This is a genomic window from Lentzea aerocolonigenes (assembly GCF_000955955.1).
Classification (GTDB): domain Bacteria; phylum Actinomycetota; class Actinomycetes; order Mycobacteriales; family Pseudonocardiaceae; genus Lentzea; species Lentzea aerocolonigenes_A.
In genome coordinates this window covers 1-14,725 of the sequence record NZ_JYJG01000331.1, presented here as the reverse complement: position 1 = coordinate 14,725, position 14,725 = coordinate 1, and the positions used below count along the sequence as shown (strand labels likewise).

Annotated in this window: 11 protein-coding genes; 2 read left to right on the top strand and 9 right to left on the bottom strand. The window is 67.9% G+C overall.

The genetic code is table 11. The annotated features are described in order from the left end of the window. Positions 1–68 precede the first annotated feature (68 nt). A complete protein-coding gene (mmuM, locus tag UK23_RS35985; RefSeq protein WP_045316222.1) occupies positions 69–956 on the top strand; it encodes a homocysteine S-methyltransferase in 888 nt (295 codons plus the stop codon). Between the two features lie 71 nt (positions 957–1,027). Here mmuM and UK23_RS49275 read toward each other — a convergent pair whose 3' ends face one another. From UK23_RS49275 to UK23_RS35945, 8 genes are all read right to left on the bottom strand, one after another. Then, complete coding sequence (locus UK23_RS49275; RefSeq protein ID WP_052685368.1) at positions 1,028–1,912, bottom strand: cellulose binding domain-containing protein; 885 nt, start codon at positions 1,910–1,912, stop codon at positions 1,028–1,030. A 105-nt stretch (positions 1,913–2,017) separates the two neighbouring features. Next, the gene (locus UK23_RS35975) at positions 2,018–5,107 is read right to left on the bottom strand and encodes a family 43 glycosylhydrolase (protein WP_045316221.1); all 3,090 of its coding nucleotides are present in this window, start codon (positions 5,105–5,107) and stop codon (positions 2,018–2,020) included. A gap of 33 nt (positions 5,108–5,140) precedes the next feature. Further along, entirely contained in the window at positions 5,141–6,298 is a 1,158-nt protein-coding gene (mmsB, locus tag UK23_RS35970; protein ID WP_045316220.1) for a multiple monosaccharide ABC transporter permease, read from the bottom strand. Next, the gene (mmsA, locus tag UK23_RS35965; RefSeq protein WP_045316219.1) at positions 6,295–7,800 is read right to left on the bottom strand and encodes a multiple monosaccharide ABC transporter ATP-binding protein; all 1,506 of its coding nucleotides are present in this window, start codon (positions 7,798–7,800) and stop codon (positions 6,295–6,297) included. Before mmsA ends, mmsB begins: the two co-directional genes overlap by 4 nt. A gap of 27 nt (positions 7,801–7,827) precedes the next feature. After that, positions 7,828–8,910, bottom strand: a complete 1,083-nt coding sequence (gene chvE, locus UK23_RS35960) for a multiple monosaccharide ABC transporter substrate-binding protein (protein ID WP_045316218.1) — start codon at positions 8,908–8,910, stop codon at positions 7,828–7,830. 74 nt (positions 8,911–8,984) lie between these two features. Then, entirely contained in the window at positions 8,985–10,268 is a 1,284-nt protein-coding gene (locus UK23_RS35955; protein WP_045316217.1) for an SGNH/GDSL hydrolase family protein, read from the bottom strand. Further along, complete coding sequence (locus UK23_RS35950) at positions 10,265–11,449, bottom strand: glycoside hydrolase family 5 protein (protein WP_045316216.1); 1,185 nt, start codon at positions 11,447–11,449, stop codon at positions 10,265–10,267. The genes UK23_RS35955 and UK23_RS35950 overlap by 4 nt, the downstream gene beginning before the upstream one ends. Before the next feature lie 208 nt (positions 11,450–11,657). Continuing rightward, entirely contained in the window at positions 11,658–12,608 is a 951-nt protein-coding gene (locus tag UK23_RS35945) for an alpha/beta hydrolase (RefSeq protein WP_045316215.1), read from the bottom strand. A gap of 98 nt (positions 12,609–12,706) precedes the next feature. Between UK23_RS35945 and UK23_RS35940 the strand changes: the two genes are divergently transcribed. Then, on the top strand, positions 12,707–13,690 hold the full coding sequence (locus tag UK23_RS35940; RefSeq protein WP_045316214.1) for a PucR family transcriptional regulator: 984 nt from the start codon (positions 12,707–12,709) through the stop codon (positions 13,688–13,690). Here the strand turns inward: UK23_RS35940 and UK23_RS35935 are convergent. Next, the coding region (locus UK23_RS35935) for an NAD(P)/FAD-dependent oxidoreductase (protein ID WP_045316213.1) at positions 13,638–14,725 on the bottom strand (1,088 nt) is incomplete at its 5' end. The genes UK23_RS35940 and UK23_RS35935 overlap by 53 nt on opposite strands.

Genomic DNA, 14,725 nt, shown 5'->3' with positions numbered 1-14,725 from the left:
CTTCATCCACCTGGGGTCGATGAAGGTTCCCTTCATCGACGACGCCGCGGGGGACGTAGGATCAGTGGATGGATTTGACGGATGCCTTGGCGCGCAGGGTGGTTGTGCTCGACGGTGGGATGTCGACGGCGTTGGAGTTGGCTGGGCACGACTTGTCCGACGCGTTGTGGTCGGGCAGGTTGCTGCTGACCGAGCCGGATGCCGTGCGTGACGCACATCTGGCCTTCTACCGCGCGGGTGCCGAGGTGGCGATCACTTCGAGCTACCAGGTGACGTTCGAGGGGTTCGCGGCGCGAGGAGTGAGCGCGGACGAGACCGCGCGGCTGTTGCGTTCCAGCGTGGATCTCGCCAGGTCGGCTGCCTCCGATGTGGACGGACAGCGCTGGGTCGCGGCGTCGGTCGGACCGTACGGCGCGATGCTCGCGGACGGCTCGGAGTACCGCGGCCGGTACGGGCTGAGCAGGCAGCAGCTCGCGGAGTTCCACCGGCCCCGCATCGAGGAGCTGGCTGCGGCCGAACCCGACGTGCTCGCCGTCGAAACGGTTCCGGACGTCGACGAGGCGGAGGCCGTGCTCGACGTGGTCCGGGGCAGTGGCGTGCCGATGTGGCTCTCCTACAGCATTCGCGGCGACCGGACGTGCGCCGGGCAGCCGCTGGAGGAGGCGTTCGCGGTCGTCGCGGGCATCGACGAAGTGGTCGCGGTCGGCGTGAACTGCTGCGCGCCCGAGGACGTCGCGCACGCGGTCACCGTCGCGAGCAAGACCGGGCTGCCCGTGGTCGTCTACCCGAACAGCGGCGAGCAGTGGGACGCCGGCGAGCGCACGTGGACCGGTGACGGCACCGGGTTCTCGGCGCTGGCGGGGGAGTGGACCGGGCGTGGCGCCAGGCTGGTCGGCGGGTGCTGCCGGACCGGCCCGGACGCCATCGAGGTCCTCGCCCGGGCACTCGCAGCGTGACACGAACCGTCGGCGGTGAATTCACGCTCAGCAGGACGCGAATTCGCCCGGCGACGTCTCGAGCCACGCCGCTAGCCGACTGAGCACTCCTTGCCGCTCAACGTGAAGGCCTTGGGCTGGACGTTCGGGCCCGACGTGCCGGCGTTGAAGCGCAACGACACCTGCCCGCCCGCGGGGATCGAACCGCCGTCCTGGCTGATGGCCCTGACGTCGGCGCCGTACTGGTAGGCCGTCATGCCCCACGTCTCCCTGATCCGCTGACCGCTGGGGAACCGCCATTCGAGGTTCCACTGCTCGAAGGGCTTCCGCGTGGTGTTGCGGACGATCAGCTCGACGTGGAAGCCGTCGGCCCACGTCTTGGCGACGCGGTAGCTGACCGAGCAGTCCTTCTGCGCGGGCGGTGGGGTGGTGGTCGGGGCAGGTGGAGACGGGGGTGGTGGGGGAGCGGGAGCCGGGGTGGTGTCCTGGCCCTGGCACGGCGGACCCCACAGGCCGAGGCCGGCCTTCTGCGCCACCTTCTCGGGTTCGGTGAGGACCGGGTCGTCCTTCTCGGCGCGGACCACGCCCTTGCTGACCGCGAGGGTGGCGTAGTCCGTCTGGTCTGGCGTGTTGGCCAGCCGCAACGTGATCGCCGCCTCCGAAGCGCGGCTGTAGCGCACCGGCTTGCCCAGCAAGGTGTCCTTGGCGAACTTCACCGCGCCCTCCTGCCAGCACTCACCCGGCGCGGCGAGCCCGAGCACGCGCGCCTTGAGACCGTTGGACAGCGCCACGGTCCGGCCGTCGACGACCTCGTCGACCGTCTCCGGCGGCGGTGGGAGAACGGTGACGCCGTGGGGCGGTGTGGTCGTCAGCTGCGACGACCCGGCGGTGTTCTCGACGGCGCTCGTCGTGCACGCGGCCGCGAGCAGCACGGCGAACGGCGTGTACAGGATCGGCCGGTGGTGCAGCGGTCTCAATGATCCCCCGGTGCTGTGCGGAGAGCGCCCTGGTGGCGGCGCAGCGTACCCCGAAAAAGGCCGTTCGACGCCCTTCGAGTCGAAGAGCGTCGAACGGCCCTACCCCTAGTCGAACCAGGCTCGGCAGTGCTGCGGCCGGATCCGTTGCGCGGACACGCTCTCCAGCGTCGGCACCACCGGCGCGATCGTGCCGTCGCGGTTGAACTTCATCCGGTCGATCGTGGTCTCGCGGTGCATCCCGTCCCCGCCGGGGATGGCGAAGCGGTGGTACACCAGGTACCAGTCGTCGGTGCCGGGAACCTGCAGCATCGAGCTGTGACCGGTGCCGAGGACGCCGATCTTCGGATCCTTCTGCAGGATCAGGCCGCGGTTCGTGAACGGGCCGAGCGGGCTCGACGCGGTCGCGTAGCCGACGCGGTAGTTCTCGCTGCGGGTGTCGTCGACCGACCAGCTCAGGTAGTAGGTTCCCTTGCGCTCCACCATGAACAGGCCCTCGCGGAAGTCGTCGAGCCCGGTCATCCGGGTGATCTTCGCGGCGTCGTAGGAGACCATGTCGGCGTTCAGCGGTACGACGTAGGCCTCGCCGTTGCCCCAGTACAGGTAGGCCTGCCCGGACTTGTCGAGGAGCACCGCCGGGTCGATCGCCTGGCCACCACCGGGATTGCGGGCGACGAGGGGCTGGCCGGAGTCGACGAACGGGCCGGTCGGCGAGTCGGACACCGCGACCCCGATCTTGGCCTCTGCGCAGAAGTAGAAGTAGTACTTCCCGTTGCGCTCGGCGATCGTCGGCGCCCAGGCCCGGCTCTCCGCCCAGCTCACGTCCGGACCGAGGTCGAGGATGACGCCCTCGTCCTTCCAGTCGACGAGGTTCTTCGACGACCAGGCGGAGAACTTGGTGCCGCTCCAGCCGTCGAACCCGTCGGTGGTGGCGTAGATGTAGTACGTGTCGCCGAACGTCACGATGTTCGGGTCCGCGTTCAGGCCCGGCAACACGGGGCTGCGCATCTCGTGGGCCTCGACCGTCCACTCACGACGGTCGCCGGACGCGTTGGTGACGGTGAACTTCTTCGGCTGGCGCAGATCCACCGTGCCGCCGGGCGTGATCTTCGAGCCCGGTGCGAGGCCGAACTTCGGGGCGAGCCTGCGCAGGTCGGTGCCGGGCTTGACCGGCAGGACCACGGTGTTCGCCGCGGAGTCGATCACCGCGGGAGCCTTGAGCGAGGCCAGTTCGACCGAGCTGATCACCGTGCTGTTCGACGGCAGTCCGGCCACCTCCGCACCCGACAGGGCGCGGTTGTAGAGCCGGACGTCCTTCATCTTGCCGAGGAGGTTCTTGTCCCCGGCGTAGACCGAGCGGCCCAGGTAGTTCGCCGCCGTCACGCCACCACCGATGTCGGACGGCTTGATCGTGGCGTTCGTGCGGCCGACCTCGATGCCGTCCAGGTACAGCACTTCGACGCCGTTGCCGACGGTGAGCGTGACGTTCTTCCAGACTCCGCGCGGTAGTGCCTTGCCGGAGTTCACGCCCTGCTCGGTCGTCCAGTTCCCGGTCGCGATCGCGCCGCGGTAGGTGTCACCGGTGCTGAACAGATAGCCGTTGCCGACGCCGTTCGGTGCCGTGTTGCCGAACCCGTACAGGAAGTACGGCGTCTGCTGGTTCGGATCGATGAGCACGTCGGCCGAGACGGTGACCGCGGAGGCACCGGTCAGCATGTTGTTCGGCAGCTGGACGTGTCCGCCGTTCAACGACAACGCCCCGCCGGACCACGAGGTGTTGCCCGCGAGCGCGCCGTCGTAGCCGTGCCCGGTGGCGTCCTGAGCGACCGTTCCGGACGTGGCGTTGAGCGGCCAGTGCGCGACGAGGCCCTTCGAGTCGGCCTTGACGGGCGCCGGGGGAGCGGTGAGCCGGTTCAGCTCGGCCTGTGTGACCGGCAGAACCGTGCCGTGGCGCGGAGAAGCGGGCAGGTGAGCGTTCGCCGACATGGTCCACTTGCCGGACGCGAGGTCGGTCGTCTCGAACGGCACGTAGCCGCGGCCACCGAACTCGTCGATGAACAGGTACCACTTGTTCTCGGTGTTGGACTTGAAGCCGGTCGGCCCCTCACCCGCGGAGAGCCCCGGGCTGGTCGAGGTGGCCTTGCCGATGCACTCCGCCACGAAGTCGTACTTGGGGTTGAGCAGGTCGGTCGACTTCTCCGCGGTGATGAACTTGCTGCACGGCGTCGTCGACGTGTTGTTCCGCTCGTCCTTCGTGTACCGGTAGTAGGTGCCACCGTTCTCGATGACCGTCGAGTCGATCACGGAGTAGCCGGGGTCGATCCACACCTTCGGCGCGCTGAAGGAGACGAAGTCGCGCGTCGTCGCGTACATCATGCGGTTGTAGGTGTTGCCGGTGTGGCCGGGGTCGTTCTCCGCGTACAGCTTCGACGCCCAGTAGACGACGTAGGTGCCGCGCTTGGCGTCCCAGAAGGCTTCCGGGGCCCACGTGTTGCCCGCGGTCGGCGGCGACACCTGCACGCTGCGCTGACGTGACCAGTGCGAGAGGTCCGTCGACTCCCACACCATGATCGACCTGCTGCCGGTGCGCTGCGCGGCGTCCCAGCCGTTGCCGCCGTTGATCTTCAGATCGGTGGCCAGCAGGAAGAACTTGTCGCCCTCGGGGGAGCGGAGGATGAACGGGTCGCGCACCCCCAGCTCGCCGAGGCTCGACTTGAGGATCGGCTGGCCGTTGTTGAGCTCGGTGAAGTTCAGCGGGTTGTTGCCGTTGCTGGCGGCGGCGTAGATCTGTTCGCCGTTCGGGCTGCCCTCACCGGTGAAGTAGAAGAAGCTGTAGCCGGCCAACGGTTCCTTGGCGGGCAGGGGTGCCACCGTGGCCGTCAGCTTCCGGGTCGTGCTCTGGTACCCGCGACTGATTTTCGCGGTCAGCACGACCTTCGTCGGCTTCGCTCCGGTGGCGGGCCGGGTGACCTCGCCGGTCGGAGTGATCACGGACCGGTTCGACGACGTCCACGTGACCGTGGTGTCACCGGTGCCGGTGGTGGGCAGGGTCAGGTGTCCGCGCACGTCGTCGATGTTCGGCACCGACAACGCGTCGGCGGCCGACTTCACCACCGACTCGGCCGCACTGGCGGGAACAGGGACCAGTGCGGCCGCAACCGCTACAACGACGCCGAGGCGACGCAGGGATAACAACATCGTTGTTGTCTGCCTTCCGGAATTGAAAGGGGGTCAGGCCCTTCTCTTGGTCCACACGTCGTAGGCAACAGCCGCGAGCAGGACCAGTCCCTTCACGAGCATCACGCGCTCACTGGGCGCGCCGATCAGCGACATGCCGTTGTTGATCACGCCCATGATCAGGCCGCCGGTGATCGCCCCGACGACCTTGCCGACGCCGCCCTGCACGGCCGCGCCGCCGATGAACGCCGCCGCGATGGCGTCCAGCTCGAACGCCGTGCCCGCGGTCGGGCCAGCCTGGTTGAGCCGTCCCGCGAAGATGACGCCCGCGAGCGCGGCCAGCGCGCCCATGTTCACGAACACCCAGAACGTGACGGCCTTGACCTTCACGCCGGACAGCGTGGCGGCCTGCAGGTTGCCGCCGATCGAGTAGATGTGCCGTCCGAACACGGAGTTGCTGGCCATCAACGAATAGCCGAGCGCCAGCGCCGCGAGCAGCACCAGCACCCACGGCAGGTTGCGGAACCGCGCCAGCTGCACCACGACGGCCAGCACGACGACGCCCGCACCGACGATCTTCAGCACGAACACCGGCATCGGGTCGACGGTCTGGCCGTAGCCGAGCCGGGCGGCCCGCTTGCGCCACTGCGACAACGCGAACCCGGCGATGCAGGCGACTCCGGCCAGCAGGCTGACCAGGTCGGCACCACCGAGCGGGCCGAGACCGATGTTGCCGAGGTAGCCGCCGGTGAAGCCGTTCGACAGCGACCGGATCTCGTCCGGGAACGGGCCGATGCCCTGGTTTCCCAGGGTGGTGAGCGTCAGCGCGCGGAACACCAGCATGCCCGCGAGCGTCACGATGAACGCCGGGATGCCGAAGTACGCGATCCAATAGCCTTGCGCCGCACCGATGATCGCGCCCGCGATCAGCGTGAGCAGCACGGCGATCGGCCAGGGGAGTCCCCAGTGGACGGTGAGCACCGCGCAGATCGCGCCCGTCAGAGCCACCGTCGAGCCCACCGACAGGTCGATGTGCCCGCCGATGATCACCAGGATCATGCCGATCGCGAGGATCAGCACGTAGGAGTTCTGGACGATGATGTTCGAGATGTTCTGCGGCTGCAGAAGAGCGCCGTCGGTGAGGAACGCGAACAGCACGACGATGAGTGCGAACGCGACGTAGATACCTGACTGTCGCAGGTTGATCGTCATGAGCCTTGTCCTCGTGTCATGTACTGCATCAGGAGCTCCTGCGTGGCCTCCGCGCGGGGGACCTCGCCGGTGATCCGGCCCTCGGACAGCGCGTAGATGCGGTCGCACAGGCCGAGCAGCTCGGGTAGTTCGGAGGAGATCACCAGCACGGCCCTGCCCTGGGCGGCCAGGTCGTTGATGATCGAGTAGATCTCGTACTTCGCGCCGACGTCGATGCCGCGGGTGGGCTCGTCGAGGATCAGCACGTCCGGGTCGGTGAACATCCACTTGGCCAGCACGACCTTCTGCTGGTTGCCGCCGGAGAGCGTGCCGACCTGGGTCGACACGGCCGGGGTGCGGATGCCCATCGAGCGGCGGAACCGTTCCGCGACCGAGAACTCCTCGTTCTCGTTCACCCAGCCCCTGGTCGCGAGCTTGCGCAGCGCCGCCGCGGAGACGTTGCGCTGCACGCCCTCGATCAGGTTGAGGCCGTAGCGCTTGCGGTCCTCGCTCACGTACGCGAGGCCGTGCCGGATCGCCTCCTGGACGGTCCGGGTGTTGATCACCACGCCGTTCTTGAGCACGCGCCCGGAGATGTTCGTGCCGTACGAACGGCCGAACACGCTCATCGCGAGCTCGGTGCGGCCGGCTCCCATCAGCCCGGCGAGACCGACGATCTCGCCGCGCCTGATGGACAGCGTGGCGTTGTCGACGATCACGCGGTCCGGCTGGGCCGGGCTGTGCACCGTCCAGTCCTCGACGCGCAGCACCTCGTCACCGATGTCGGGCGTGCGGGGCGGGAACCGGTGTTCCAGGTCGCGGCCGACCATGCCCGCGATGATCCGTTCCTCGCTCAAACCGTCCGCCGGAAGCGTTTCGATGGTCTTGCCGTCGCGCAGCACCGTGACGGTGTCCGCGATCCGGGTGACCTCGTTGAGCTTGTGCGAGATGATCACCGAGGTGATGCCCTGGTCCCTGAGGCCGTCCAGCAGGTCCAGCAGGTGCTGCGAGTCGTCGTCGTTGAGCGCCGCGGTCGGCTCGTCCAGGATCAGCAGGCTGACCTCTTTGGACAGTGCCTTGGCGATCTCGACGAGCTGCTGCTTGCCGACACCCAGGTCGTTGACCGGCGTCGTGGGGTTCTCCCGGAGCCCCACGCGGTCCAGCAACGCCTGCGCGTCGTGGTTGGTGCGGTTCCAGTCGATGAACCCGCGCCGCGCCCTTTCGTTGCCCAGGAACAGGTTCTCCGCCACGGAGAGCTGGCCGCACAGCGCCAGCTCCTGGTGGATGATCACGATGCCCTTGCGCTCGCTGTCCCTGATGCCGTGGAACTCGCACGGTTCGCCGTTGAAGACGATGTCGCCCTCGTACGAACCGTGCGGGTGAACGCCGGACAGCACCTTCATCAGCGTGGACTTGCCGGCGCCGTTCTCTCCGCAGATCGCGTGGATCTCACCGCGCCGCACGGTCAGCGTGACCTCGTGCAGCGCGGTGACACCCGCGAACCTCTTGGTGATGCCGCGCATCGCCAGGATTTCGTCAGACACTGTTTGTTACCTGAGCTGGTCGGCGGTGTAGTAGCCGGAGTCGATGAGTTCCTTCTGGTAGTTGGACTTGTCGACGGTGACCGGCTGCAGCAGGTACGACGGCACGACCTTGACGCCGTTGTCGTAGTCCTTGGTGTTGTTCACCTCGGGCTTGCCGCCCTTGAGCACCGCGTCGGACATCGTGACGGTGACCTCGGCGAGCTTGCGGGTGTCCTTGTGGATGGTCGAGTACTGCTCACCGGCGATGATCGACTTCACCGACGCGACCTCGGCGTCCTGCCCGGTCACGATCGGGTACGGCTGACCGGCCGTGCCGTAGCCGCTGCTCTTGAGCGCCGACAGGATGCCGATCGACAGGCCGTCGTACGGGGACAGCACGCCGTCGACCTTGGCACCGCCGTAGGTCGAGGTGAGCAGGTCCTCCATGCGCTTCTGCGCGGTGGCCGGGTCCCAGCGCAGGATCGCGACGGTCTTGAAGTCCTTCTGGCCGGACTTCACGACGAGCTTGCCCTGGTCGATGAGCGGCTGCAGCACCGACATGGCGCCGTTGAAGAAGAACGTGGCGTTGTTGTCGTCCGGCGAGCCCGCGAACAGCTCGACGTTGAACGGTCCCTCGCCGCGCGTCTTCAACCCGGCGAGCAGCGAGTTGGCCTGCTCCACGCCGACCTTGAAGTTGTCGAACGTCGCGTAGTAGTCGACGTTCGGGCTCTGCCGGATCAGCCGGTCGTAGGCGATCACCGGGATCTTGGCGTCCGCGGCCTGCTGCAGCTGCGACGTGATCGCGGTGCCGTCGATCGAGGCGACGATCAGGAGCTTGGCGCCCTTGGTGATCTGGTTCTCGATCTGGTTCGCCTGCGTGGGGATGTCGTTCTCCGCGTACTGGAGGTCGACCTTGTACCCCTTGCCCTCCAGGGCCTTCTTGATGTTGTCGCCGTCGTGGATCCACCGTTCCGACGACCGGGTCGGCATGGTCACGCCCACGAGCGCGCCGTCGCTCGAACCGCTCTTCTGGTCGACCGTTTTCTCTGCCGAACCGCAGGCCGAGAGCGTGAGAACCAGCGCGGCGGCGGCGATGTGCGGGAACCTCATAGGCGGCGAGTGTTATCGCTAACAACGGGCTCGTCAAGGTCTTGTTAACTCCGAAACCAAATTGATGTTAGCGCTCACAGGACGGAACCGGTTCCACCTGCGCGGACCAGCGCGGACGTGAGAGCGGGGACGTAGAACGAGGTGATCCCGGCCAGGTTCGGGTGTGTGCCGGTGCCGTCGGTGCCGGGGTAGCCGTTGACCAGACCGTTGAACGTGTAGGCCACCCGCTGGCTGTCGACGCGGGTGTCCAGGGTGGTGTCGCCGAAGACGTCCGCGACCGTCACGCCGTACCTGGCGCAGACCTGCCGGGTGACCTCGCGGATCGCGAGCTGGGTGTTCCAGTCGCGCGAGCCGAGCTTGTGGACGGTGACGTAGACGAGGCGGGCGCTCGGCCATTTGGCCCGCATGGTGCGGACGGTCGTGTCGAATGCGGTCGTGAACGCCGACCTGTTGAAGGTGTTCGGATAGGCGTCGTTGGTGCCGCCGTCGAACACCACGAAGTCTGGTGGCTGGGCAGACGCGTTCCGCACCTGCGTGAGGATCTGGTTGCTGCCGGAGTTCACGGTCGCGCCGTTGACGGCGTACTTGGTCAACGTCATCTGCTCGCGTTCGGCCGTGAGGGACGCGAAGCCGCGGGGATAGGTGTGGCCGGCGACGATGCTGTCACCGAACGTGTACATCGTCTTGCCCTTCAGCCGCCCGTTCGCCGGGGTCGCCGGTGCGCTGAGGCGGAAGTTGTCGACGGACTGCACGCCGGTGCCGTAGTAGTTGCAGGCGACCAGCCTGGTGAGGTTCCGGCCGGTGATGCTCGCCGTGCCGGAGGCCATCACCTTCGACGCGGTCTCCCTGGTGGAGATCAGGTACTGCACCCGCTGCAGCGTGAAGTCGAGGTGCAGGCTGACCGTGTACCACTTGGTGCGGTCGTAGGAGAGCTTGGTCCAGGCCGGGTTGAGCGAGTCCGGCGCGGACGCCGAGTCCGACACCGGGCCGGTCAGGCCGTACCGCAGCTCGGAGGCGGTGCCGGCGAGCGAGAACACCAGATTGCCCTGGTTGTCGCGGAGTTCGACACCGGTCTTGGCGCCGGTGCTGGACACCGCCGTCTTCCAGTCGAAGGTCAGGTCGAGCGTGCGTTCTCCCGCGACGGTGGTGTCGAACGTCTTGATGGACGTCGTGTAGTTCGCCGTCCCAGAGGTGACGTTCAGGACGCCGTTGTTCACGTTCGCCCCGCTGGGAAAGCCGAAGTTGGCGGGGGACGTCTGCGCGCCGAACGTCTCGTCGATCAGCACGCCGGGTGTCGCCTGTGCAGTGGGAGCGACGAGCATGATGGCGGCCGCGACCGTGCTCAGCAACGTGATCACCGGCTGGCCCCGCTCATGATCGCGTTGATGATCCCCTGCTGGGTGACCGCGAGCGTCCGCCGGTTGAACAGCCCGAACCCGTACTGCCCCGTCTCGCCGTTGTCCCAGTAGACGGTGGCCGCGCCGTACTTCTTGGCAGTGCTCGTGACGGCACGCACGTAGTCCGCGCGGTACCTGGGATTGGACGAGTCGGCGGACGACTTGTCGATCGCCCCGTACTCACCGACGACGACCGGGTACCCCTTGGTGACGAACTTGTCGTACATCTTCTTCAGCTGGGCGTCGAGGTAGTCCTCCTGGCCCCACGTGGACCTGCGGGACGGGTTGGTCGACCCGCGTCCCCACTGCGTGATGGTGCCGTTCTCCGCTCCGGAGAAGTCCCACGGGTCGTAGTAGTGGACGGAGATCATGAGCCGCTGCTCGGTGCTGGGGATGGACGGCGAGCGGTACCTGTCGGTCGGCAGCACGAACCCGTAGTTGCCGGCGGTGTACTCGATGTTCGTGTTCCAGCCCGGCACGAGCAGCCATCGGGTGCTGTTGTTGCCGCCTGCCCTGCGCACGGTGTCCACGAAGATCTGGTTGTAGCTGTTGATGTTCGAGTAGCACGGCTGGGTCGGGCGGCCCCACTGCCCGTCGAAGTTCTCGTTCATCGACTCGAGGATCAGGTGCTGGTCGTAGTTGGCGAACCTGGTCGCGACCTGCTGCCAGACCTTCTGGTACTTCTCCTTGATCGCCGCCTGGTTCGCCGCGTCGCAGATCAGCCAGGAACCGCCGATGGTCTTGTAGCCGTCGCCGTGCATGTTGATCAGCACGTGCAGACCGCGGTTGTACGCGTAGTCGACGACCTGCTGGATCCGATTCAGCCAGCCGGCGTTGATCGGGTAGTTCGGTCCGGCGCCGATGTGGCGCAGGTAGGAGACCGGGATCCGGATCGTCTTGAACCCGGACGCCTTCACCTTGTCGATCAGGGCCTGCGTGATCGTCGGCTGGCCCCACGCGGTCTCGCTGGGAACCCCGTTGGCGTTGGCCTCCAGCTGGTTGCCCAGGTTCCAGCCCGCGCCCAGGTCGGCCACGATCCCGGCCGCGTCCGGCGTGGCGGCCGATGCCCGGTCCGGCAGGCCGGACACCGCGACAGTCAGCAGAAGAGCGAGACAGATGCCGATGTGTTTCTTCGAAGCCATTGTCGCGCTCCTTTGGTGGAAAGCGCTTTCCTCAATGGACGGTAGGGCGGCTCGGAAGAGGTCGTCAAGCGTTCGACCGGCGCTCGAACGAAGAGGCCGGGGTCGTTCGACAATCGCATGAGAACCGAGGCGATGAGAATTGTCGAATCGATGGTCGAATGACAAACCCGCGCGTCCGTGGTGGACGCGCGGGTTTGGCGAGGCCGGTTCAGGCGCGCAGCCCGCGGCGAAGCGCTTCGACCTCGTCGGCGTACATCCTGCGCGTGATGGCCGCGCTCTCGACGAACCCCGAACCGTGGAACGTGCCGGGGTAGTGGCGCAGCTCGGTCGGCACACCCGCGTGCGCGAGGCGGCGCGCGTACTCGATGCCTTCGTCGCGTAGAGGGTCGTACTGGCACGTCGTGACGAAGGCGGGAGGCAGTCCGGCGAGGTCCGTGGCGCGGGCGGGCGCGGCGTACGGCGAGACGTCGTCACCACCCGGTTCGGTGCCGAGGTAGCTGGTCCAGCTGTAGATCGCGTTGGGGCGGTTCCACAGCGGGGTGTCGACGTAGTCCTGCATCGACTGCGTGTCGAGGCGGTCGTCGAGCTCGGGGATGCCGAGGTACTGGAAGCAGAGCTCGGGGCCGCCGCGGTCGCGGGCCAGCAGGACGGTTCCGGCGGTGAGCCCGCCACCCGCGCTCTCGCCGCCGATGCCGAGCCGCTTCCGGTCGATGCCGAGCTCGTCGGCCTTGTCCGCCACCCACTTCAGCGCGGCGTAGCAGTCCTCGACGGGAGCGGGGAACGGATGCTCGGGCGCCAGCCGGTAGTCCACTGACACGATCACGATGCCCAACTCGTCGACGAGCCGCAGCAGATGCGCCTGGAACATGTCCAGGTCGCCCAGGACGAACCCGCCGCCGTGGATGTACACCAGGCCCGGCACCGCGTCCGTGCGGTTCGCCGGGCTGTAGATGCGCACCGGCACGTCGGGAGCGTCGGACGGACCGGGGACCGCGGTGTCGCGGACGTCGACCGGGTTGGTCGGCTCGTACGCCGGCACGAGGCCGGCCAGCTCAGACTGTCCGGAGCGTGCGGCCAGCAGAGCGTCGTAGTCCCTCAGGGCCACGGACGGCAGCATGTCCAGCCAGGGCAGCAGCTCGGGGTCGATGGCGTAGCTCATGCTCTGATCCTCGGCTCGGCGCGGCGGGCTGGGCAGCCGACATGTGGCGGGCAATCGCGGCACGGGACCCGCCAGGTGTCTGGGGCTATGGTGGCTGAATGAGAGGCCTGCTGCTGAGGTTGTCCGGGCTGGACGCCGACGCCGAGAACGCGGTGCGGGTGATCGGGTTCTTCGATCGCCTCATCACCGAGCGCGCGGGTCTCGACACCCTGGTGCGCAGCACGTCGGAGCTCGCCGGGTGCCCTGTTGGCCTGTCCGCGCCTGGCCAAGGGCTTTCCCTGCGGGCCGACGGCGGCGGTGCCGTCACAGCCGGGCCGGTTCCGGCGAAGGCGGTCGTGCGAGCGCTTGAGGGTGGTGTCCAGGTGTGGGTGGCGCGTGCGGGCGACCCGGCGCCGCTCGACGACATGCTGCTGGAACGGTTCGCGATCGCGGCTGCTGTGCTGCTGGAGCACTCCAGTGTGCCGTTGCCGGAGTTGGGTGATCCGGCGCTGATCGAACTGGTGCTCTCGGAAACTGTTGGCACGGCGGAACGTTCGCGGGCGCTGCACCTGCTCGGAATCGCGGCCACGGCGCCGTTGCGGGTGCTGGCGGCCACCGGTGAGGTCGCTGGACGATCGGTGCAGCTGCGGAACGTGCGCGCGGTGCTGGCCACCGACATCCCCGACGTCGATGGGCGGCTGGGGGTGGGGCCGTTGCTGCCCGCCATCGACGCGGCCAGGTCGTGGCAGGCCGCCAGGACCGCTCTGCGGTACACATCGGACAGTGAGCCCGTGGTGTGGTGGGAGAAGCTCGGCAGCCTTGCGCTGCTCGCCGAGCAGCTCGACCCGGCGGACATCGCCGCGTTGCCCGATGTGAAGGCCTTGGACAAGGCCGATGCCGACCTGATCACCGCGCTGGAGGCGTTGGTGGCGACCGGGTCTGTTCGTCAGGCCGCGGTGGCGTTGCACCGGCACCACAGCACGATGACGGCGCGGCTGGCCAGGGCCGAGTCGATGCTCGGGTTCGAGCTCGACTCGGCGTCCGGGCGGTTCAGGCTGCACCTGGCGTTGATGTTGCGGCGGTTGCGGGACGACGAAGGCTGATGCCGGCGCGGTGCTGACGGGCCTGCTTGGGCATGTTCCAGCCCAGTACGCCGGTCAGTTCGCCGTCGCGGTGGTAGCGGGCCACGAAACGGCCTTCGGCCACGCTTCCCTCCACAATGGACACGTCCGGGCCGATGAAGCCGTGGACGTGGATCTTGGCGGTGAACTGGTCTGTCCAGAAGTACGGGACCGGTGCGTAGGGCTGGTCGGCGCCGAGGATGTTCGACGCGACGGCGATGGCCTGCTCGGTGGCGTTGGTGCGGTTCTCCAGGCGCACCATCCCGCCGAGCGTCTCGTGGTGCCAGCGGGCCACGTCGCCGACGGCGTAGATGCCCTCGGCGGCACGACAGCGCGAGTCGCAGATGATGCCGTTGCCGAGCGTGAGTCCGCTGTCCCGCAACCACTCCGTCGCGGGTGCCGAGCCGAACGCCACCACGACCACATCGGCCGGCAGCGCCTCACCGGTTTCCAGCCGCACACCATCGGAGTCGACCTCGGTGACCGCCGCACCGAGCCGCAGTTCGACTCCCTGCGACGTGTGCAGGTCGGCGAGCTGTGCCGCCACGAGCGGGCCGAGCTGGAGCTCCATCGGGGCCTGTTGCGGACCCGCCAGGGTGACCCGCACACCCATTTGGCGTGCGGTTGCCGCGATCTCGGCACCGAGCACGCCGTCGCCGACCACAACTGCTCGCGAGCAGTCCAGAAGCCTCGCGCGCAACGCCAGTGCGTCGTCCAGCGTGCGCAGTGTGGGCTGGCCGGGCAACGTGCGTGGGCGAAGTCCCGTTGCCAGCACGATGTTGTCGGCCTTCAGCACCCGGCCGGAAGCCGTGTGCACGGCCCGTTCGGCGACATCGAGGTGCACGGCCGGATCGCCGAGCACGAACGTCGCGTCCAAGGCGTTCAAGGCTTCGTCTGATCGCAGCTGAGCCCTGGCGGGTTCCCAGGCGCCCGACAAGACCTGTTTGGACAGTGGGGGCCGGTCGTACGGCAGGTGCGGTTCGGCGCCGAGAACGGTCAGTGGACCGGTGTGGCCCT

Bases quoted from the DNA above. Each gene is read 5' to 3' on its own strand.
- UK23_RS35975 (WP_045316221.1), bottom strand. From the start codon at position 5,107: ATGTTGTTATCCCTGCGTCGCCTCGGCGTCGTTGTAGCGGTTGCGGCC.
- UK23_RS35950 (WP_045316216.1), bottom strand. From the start codon at position 11,449: ATGGCTTCGAAGAAACACATCGGCATCTGTCTCGCTCTTCTGCTGACT.
- mmsA (WP_045316219.1), bottom strand. From the start codon at position 7,800: ATGCGCGGCATCACCAAGAGGTTCGCGGGTGTCACCGCGCTGCACGAG.
- mmuM (WP_045316222.1), top strand. From the start codon at position 69: ATGGATTTGACGGATGCCTTGGCGCGCAGGGTGGTTGTGCTCGACGGT.
- chvE (WP_045316218.1), bottom strand. From the start codon at position 8,910: ATGAGGTTCCCGCACATCGCCGCCGCCGCGCTGGTTCTCACGCTCTCG.
- mmsB (WP_045316220.1), bottom strand. From the start codon at position 6,298: ATGACGATCAACCTGCGACAGTCAGGTATCTACGTCGCGTTCGCACTC.
- UK23_RS35940 (WP_045316214.1), top strand. From the start codon at position 12,707: ATGAGAGGCCTGCTGCTGAGGTTGTCCGGGCTGGACGCCGACGCCGAG.
- UK23_RS35945 (WP_045316215.1), bottom strand. From the start codon at position 12,608: ATGAGCTACGCCATCGACCCCGAGCTGCTGCCCTGGCTGGACATGCTG.